This window comes from Rhodoferax sp. AJA081-3 (assembly GCF_017798165.1).
In the GTDB taxonomy this organism is placed as follows: Bacteria; Pseudomonadota; Gammaproteobacteria; order Burkholderiales; family Burkholderiaceae_C; genus Allorhodoferax.
In genome coordinates, this window is sequence record NZ_CP059068.1 from 5167063 (window position 1) to 5173062 (window position 6000).

Sequence of the window (6000 nt, forward strand, 5' to 3'; positions counted from 1 at the left end):
GTCCTATATTGATAGCAATACAGTCATATTTCACGGGGGCTAGAGGCCAATTTCATTCAAAGGCACCGGCGCTGGGTGTGGTCAGCACCAAGCTTGTGCACTGCACCAAAACGAGCGCTGCGCTCAAGAAATGCCGGTAGTTGGTCGACAAATACTCCATGACCTCCACCATCGAAACCACCAAGGCCCACACCACCAATCGCAAGGTTCCGGTCGAGCAATGGCCCGAATCGCTGGAAATACTGCGCCACCTGGCCGCGCAGAACCGGGCGATGTCGATACGGGAGCTGGCGCATGACGTCAGCGCACCCGAAATCTCCACCCGCAACCGACTGGCGCGGCTGGAAATTTTGGGTGCGGTAGAGGCCACACGGTCTACCACCAGCCTGGGGCCCGGCAAAAACATCACCTGTGCCCACTATGTGATCACCCAGTATGGGCGGGACTGTGCGGTGTCGCGGGGCAAACCTGCGCAGGCCATGCCGGGTTTGTGTGTGAACAGTGTGTTTGCGCTGGCCCGCGCCATGAACCTAGCCTAATGTGACCCCCACGTTCCGCCGCTGCGCGGGTCACTGCCCCCCAAGGGGGCTGTTTCACCTTGGGACGGCCCGGCGGTGAAACTATCCCAATAGATCCATCGCATCCAACATGCGCTGGGATACATCCACCACCTTGAGCCCCTTGTCCATGGCGGACTTGCGCAGCTTCTCGTAAGCGGCCTGTTCACTCAGGCCTTGGCGCTGCATCAGCAGACCCTTGGCGCGGTCGATGATGCGGCGGTTCTTCAGCTCGGTATTCAGATCCTGTACTTCGGTCTTGGCGTCGGCCAACTCTGCGCGCAGGGCCTGGTCCTGCTCGAAACGGGCCATGGCCACGTCCAGAATGGGGCGTATGCGTTCGGGTTGCAGGCCCGCTACGACATAGGCCGACACACCGGCTGCCACGGCGGCGCGGGCGTTCGACGCATCGCTGTCATTGGTGAACATGACAATGGGGCGGCGTGCATCACGCGTGGCCATCACCACATGCTCCAGCGCATCCCGCGCCTCGCTTTCGGCATCCAGGATGATGATGTCGGGCTGCAGCTGGGCCAGGCGCTCGTGCAAAAAGGTGTCGGCCGGCAGCACCGCGATCAGGTTGAAGCCACTCTCCAGCAGCCCAATACGCAGGCTGCGCGAGCGTTCGGCCTGGTCCAGCGCCTGGGTGTCGCCGGGGTCGGCAATGTCCAGGTCGGGGGCAATCACAACAATGCGCAGGGCTTCTTGCATGGTGTTTGCGATGCAATATTCGCGCCAGTTTCAGGGTTTACGCCAGTAGTGGTAGCGCCATGCGGTGGCAAACCTGGCGCGGCGATACAGGGCCAGTGCGGAGTGGTTGCCTTCTTCCACCTGCAGAAAGACGCGCTCCAGGCCCTGCTGCGCCGCGGCATCGGCCAAACCCGCCAAAACCCGTGCCGCCAAACCGCGGCCCCGGCTATTGGCTGCTGTGCGCATGCCGTGGATGCTGGCCCAGCCCTGGCTGAGTGATGCGGTGCCCGCCGCCACGGCCTGCCCCGCCTCTTGCACGCTGGCATACACCAGGTGGCGGCTGCGGCTCAGCGCCTGGATGCGGTGGGCGCCGTCTACCGGGTCAAAACCCTCGCTCAGGTAGATGGCCGACCATTCGGGCGTGGGGGTGGTGCTGGTGTCGGCGGGATTCGCTTGGCAGACCGCGCGCATCTGGTGCACCGTGCCCACCTGCACCAGGGTGGGCTGGTCGGCGCGGTAGCCCAGGCGCTGCAGTTCGGCATGGATATTGGCCAGGCCCGGTACGTCTGCCACCCGAAACGCGGCCTGCAGACCGCGTGCGGCGTACAGGGCTTCGATACCGGCTATCTGCGCGGCATCCAGCGTGTGGTGGCGCAAGGGCACGGCGCTTTTGGCGCGGCCTATGGTGGAGGTGTCAAAGGGCAGCAGCCAGTGGTCGATGGCTTCAACGGCGGGCGGGGCCACTGCGTCGAGTGTGGCGCGCTCGATGTTGGCGATGTCGGTGTCGGTCAATGTGGGGTGTTGGGTTGGCATGTGTGCCATTTTGCCCGCGGCATGTGTGTGCCTGTGCCATTGCCGTTTTACCGGCTTGTTTTTTAACGCCATAGTGTTTTAATGGGTGCCAAATCGTGCTGTAGCCCCCCTAAAGCGGGCTTCGGTAGCTATAAATTGAATAGCAATTGGCGCATTCCATGTCCCCACCCGCACCTGCAGTCTCCGAACACGTGGCGCAACACATTGCACTTTTGCGCCGGGATGTTCTGTTTGCCGACCTGTCTGGCCCCCAGCTTGCGCGCCTGCTCGGTGGCCTGCACACCGTGGAGTTTGCAGCGGGTGAGACGCTGTACGAAAAAGACAGCGCGGCCAAGTTCCTCTATGTGCTGGAGTCCGGCAGCCTGCAGCTGACCACTCCCAGCGGGCGCATGGTCATGCTGCCCGACATGCGATGCGGCGAAGAGGCTGCCAGCGACAACAAGAACTACCTGTGCAGCGTTTCGGCCCTCACGCCGGTCCGTGCTCTGCAAATCCCCCGCGAGGCCCTGACCGATCTGGCCGCCGGTGTACCTACGCTGCGCAGCAAGGCCATGCTGGTGCTGATGGGGTATGTGGGCGGCGAGAGTTTCCTCAAACCCGCTGGCACCGACAAGGCCAAGAAGGCAGCGCCCAAACCCTTGACCCGCGGCGAGTGGGTGGGTTGGCTGGGTGTGATCCTGGTGCCGCCGCTGATCTACTTTCTGGCCAGCGCGGCCGGGCTGGTGGTGGAGGCCTCGCTGTTTGTGGCCGTGTTGTCGGCTACGGTGCTGATGTGGCTGTTCAACCTGGCCGACGAGTTTGTGCCGCCGCTGGTGGCCATCACTGCGGTGTTGATCGTGGGCCTGGTTCCGTCCGATATTGCTCTGGCTGGGTTCTCGTCGCGCACGTTGACCACGCTGGTGGGTGTGTATGCACTGGCAGCGGTGATGTCGGCCTCGGGCCTGAGCTACCGCTTCATGTTGTGGCTGCTGATACGCCTGCCCGATACGCCGTTCTGGCACCAGGCGGCGTTGCTGCTGTCGGGCTACATCCTGTCACCCATCATGCCGTCGGGCAATGCGCGCCTGTCGCTGGTGCTGCCGTTTTACCGCGACATGATTGATGGCCTCAACCTGCCGGCACACAGCAAATCGGCCACGGCGCTGATGGCGGCCACGTTCTCGGGTGCCATGCTGTTTTCACCCATGCTGCTGACCAGCAAGTCGTCCAATCTGACGGCCTTTGGTATGTTGCCGGTGCAATTGCAGGAGCAGTTCCAGGGCTTGTTCTGGTTTGTGGCGGCTGCAGTGGCCGCGCTGACCGTCACTGCCATGCACCTGGTGGTGGTGCGCCTGTGTTTTGGGCGCAGCACGCAGGCCGCGTTACCCAAGGGGCGGCTTCAGCACCAGCTGGATTTGCTGGGGGCCATCACGCGGCCGGAGAAAGCTGCGTTGACCGGCTTCCTGTTTTTTCTGGTGGGGGCCGGCACGGTAGATTGGCACCAGATTTCACCCGCATGGCTGGCTGCGTTTTTGTTGATCGGTTTGTTGCTGATGGGTCTGTTGAGCAAGAAAGATTTTCAGCAGAAGATCGATTGGCCCATGATCTTTTTCCTGCTCAGCCTGGACGGCCTGAGCCGCGCCATCACCTACCTGGGGTTGGACGCTGCGCTGGCACGCTCGGCCGGCAACATGTTTGATTTTGTCGGCGGCAGCATGGCCTGGTTCATTCCGGTGGCGTTGCTGGTCACGTTGCTGCTGCGCCTGGTGTTGCCCATCACCGCGGGCATGGTGGTGGCGGCCGTGATCCTGATCCCGATAGGGCAGGCGCAGTTCATCAACCCCTGGGTCGTGGTGTTTTTGACCGCCATGTTCAGCGACATCTGGTTCATGCCGTACCAGAGTTCGCAGTACCTGCAGGTCATGGGCAGCGGCCTGGACCGTTATTACAAACACACGGATTTTCTGCGCTACAACCACTGGATGAACCTGTCGCGCCCGTTGGCGGCGTATCTGTCTATCCCCTATTGGCAATGGCTGGGCCTGGTATGAAAAACGGAACATTGGCCACACTCACCGTGGCATTTCTCCTCGTCGCGCTGCTGTTGCTGGGCGGGTTCAATCTCTCCAAGCCGCGTATCCTGGTGCTGCACAGCTCGGGCCGCACATCCACCACCGTCGGAAAAATGGACGAAGGCATACGCCAGGTGCTGGACAAAAACCGCCAGCCCATGACCACACATTGGCATTACCTGGGTATCGACAAGCTGCCCGACGAAGACCACCGCCAGGATGCAGCCAAGGTGGGCCTACGCGCCATAGAGCAGTTCAACCCCGACGTGGTGATCGCCGTGGACGACGAGGCCCAGCAATATGTGGTGCGCCGTTTTGCGGGGCGGGACCGCCCCAAGCTGGTCTATGCCGCCATTGACCATGACCCCAAGGAATACGGTTATGTCGGCGCGGCCAATGTCACTGGTGTTGCCGAACGGCTGCCGCTGGCGACCCTGCGTGATGTACTGCAATACGTCAAACAGGGCCAGCCTGTGCGGTTGACGGTGCTGGGCGACACCGGGCCCACCAGCAAGGGCCAACTGCAGCAGGTGCAGGCCTTTGATTGGGGGCCGCACAGCGTGGTCAGCGCGCAGACCTTGGGTGACTTCCCAGCCTGGCAGGCGGCCATCACCGCGCTGGAGGGCAAGGCCGATGTGGTGCTGGTGTTGTCGCACGGCAGCCTGCCCACAGCGCCCGGTGTCACTACCACCGTGCCCGAGGCGGACGCCATCCGCTGGATGGAGACCCATTCCAAGCCCTTGCCTGTGGGGGTTGATATTGAGTATGTTCAACAGGGCGGTGGCCTGGGAGTGGCGCCGTCGGCCAAGTCCATGGGGGAAGTAGCCGCCACTGACGCACTGGCCTGGCTCAAAGGCAAACCCAGTGCTGCGGCACCGCTGGCCAGCCAGGACACACGCCACAGCATGGCGATGCGCGCCGCCGCTTTGCAGGCGCGCAACATCCAATTGCCGTCGATTTATGCCGAGGCGGCGCGGCTGGAGCAGTTGTACTACCCCTGATGCGACGCGCGGACTTCACGGCTGTGTGATGGGTTCCAGCCCCGTGCGGTTGATGACGGGCGCAGCCGCGGCGGTGGTGAAAAACTGAATCAAGGCCTTGGCCGCGTCCGGTTCCTGGGCGCCGGTGGCAATGCCTGCGGAGAACACCGTCACACGCTGGACCTCTGCAGGCAGTGGTCCTACAAAATCCACGCCGGGCACTGGCAGCAATTCGCTGACCTGCTGAAAGCCCAGTTCCGCCTCGCCACGCGCCACCACGGCGCCCACCCGTTCGCTGAGGATACGCCGCGCCTTGCCCGCTACCTGGTCGGCAATGCCCAACTGTTGGAAGAGTTCGGTCGAAATGTAGACGCCGCTAGCACTCGCCGAGTAGGCGATGGACTTTGCGTCGAGCAGGGTGCGCTTAAGGGCATCGACCGTGCTGATGTCTGGCTTGTTGGCGCCCGCCCGCACGGACATGCCCACAAACGAACGCACCAGGTCGACCCGGCTGCCCGCGGCGACCTGGCCCTGGCGGACCAGATCTTCCAGGGCGGGCGCGGCCAGTATGACGATGTCAACCCTTTCCTTGCGCGCCAGCCGGCTGGGAATGGCGTCAGGCGCGTTGCCCATGGATGCCCCGTAAGCCGTGATGACCTTGTGGCCGGTCGTGCGCTCGAACTCCGGCACCAGCACGTTGTAGGCCGCGGTAAAACCGCCGGACGTCATCACGTGGATCTCGGCCGCCCATGCCGCGCCATCTGACAAGATGAGGCTGGTTGCCAGAAACCACCCGGAAAGAGATCTGCAAACCGTCAGGATGTGTTGCATGTTCGATTACTCCAGAGCGAGGGGGACGGAAAGACTATACGCGGATGGGAAACGCGCGAGCGCCTAAACTCCGTGCCT

General features: G+C 62.9%; 6 protein-coding genes. 3 read left to right on the top strand and 3 right to left on the bottom strand.

Annotated features, from left to right (window positions below):
* The first annotated feature begins 158 nt into the window (after nt 1-158).
* Nucleotides 159-539: a helix-turn-helix domain-containing protein gene (locus tag HZ993_RS24190; protein WP_209395232.1), complete on the top strand. Its 381-nt coding sequence runs from the start codon at nt 159-161 to the stop codon at nt 537-539.
* Nucleotides 540-620: 81 nt separating this feature from the next.
* Here HZ993_RS24190 and HZ993_RS24195 read toward each other — a convergent pair whose 3' ends face one another.
* Together HZ993_RS24195 and HZ993_RS24200 are read right to left on the bottom strand one after the other, a co-directional pair.
* Nucleotides 621-1268 carry an ANTAR domain-containing response regulator gene (locus tag HZ993_RS24195; RefSeq protein ID WP_209395233.1) on the bottom strand — a complete coding sequence of 216 codons (648 nt, stop codon included), beginning with the start codon at nt 1266-1268 and terminating at the stop codon, nt 621-623.
* A 30-nt stretch (nt 1269-1298) separates the two neighbouring features.
* The gene (locus HZ993_RS24200; RefSeq protein ID WP_209395234.1) at nt 1299-2060 is read right to left on the bottom strand and encodes a GNAT family N-acetyltransferase; all 762 of its coding nucleotides are present in this window, start codon (nt 2058-2060) and stop codon (nt 1299-1301) included.
* Between the two features lie 158 nt (nt 2061-2218).
* Between HZ993_RS24200 and HZ993_RS24205 the strand changes: the two genes are divergently transcribed.
* Entirely contained in the window at nt 2219-4090 is a 1872-nt protein-coding gene (locus HZ993_RS24205; RefSeq protein ID WP_209395235.1) for an SLC13 family permease, read from the top strand.
* A complete protein-coding gene (locus HZ993_RS24210) occupies nt 4087-5112 on the top strand; it encodes an ABC transporter substrate-binding protein (RefSeq protein WP_209395236.1) in 1026 nt (341 codons plus the stop codon). Before HZ993_RS24205 ends, HZ993_RS24210 begins: the two co-directional genes overlap by 4 nt.
* A gap of 15 nt (nt 5113-5127) precedes the next feature.
* On the opposite strand, the gene HZ993_RS24215 is transcribed toward HZ993_RS24210, so the two are convergent.
* The gene (locus HZ993_RS24215; protein ID WP_209395237.1) at nt 5128-5922 is read right to left on the bottom strand and encodes a substrate-binding domain-containing protein; all 795 of its coding nucleotides are present in this window, start codon (nt 5920-5922) and stop codon (nt 5128-5130) included.
* Between the last annotated feature and the right edge of the window lie 78 nt (nt 5923-6000).

Excerpts from the sequence above, each read along its gene's own strand:
- HZ993_RS24190 (WP_209395232.1), top strand. The coding sequence starts at position 159 with ATGACCTCCACCATCGAAACCACCAAGGCCCACACCACCAATCGCAAG.
- HZ993_RS24195 (WP_209395233.1), bottom strand. The coding sequence starts at position 1,268 with ATGCAAGAAGCCCTGCGCATTGTTGTGATTGCCCCCGACCTGGACATT.
- HZ993_RS24200 (WP_209395234.1), bottom strand. The coding sequence starts at position 2,060 with ATGCCAACCCAACACCCCACATTGACCGACACCGACATCGCCAACATC.
- HZ993_RS24205 (WP_209395235.1), top strand. The coding sequence starts at position 2,219 with ATGTCCCCACCCGCACCTGCAGTCTCCGAACACGTGGCGCAACACATT.
- HZ993_RS24210 (WP_209395236.1), top strand. The coding sequence starts at position 4,087 with ATGAAAAACGGAACATTGGCCACACTCACCGTGGCATTTCTCCTCGTC.
- HZ993_RS24215 (WP_209395237.1), bottom strand. The coding sequence starts at position 5,922 with ATGCAACACATCCTGACGGTTTGCAGATCTCTTTCCGGGTGGTTTCTG.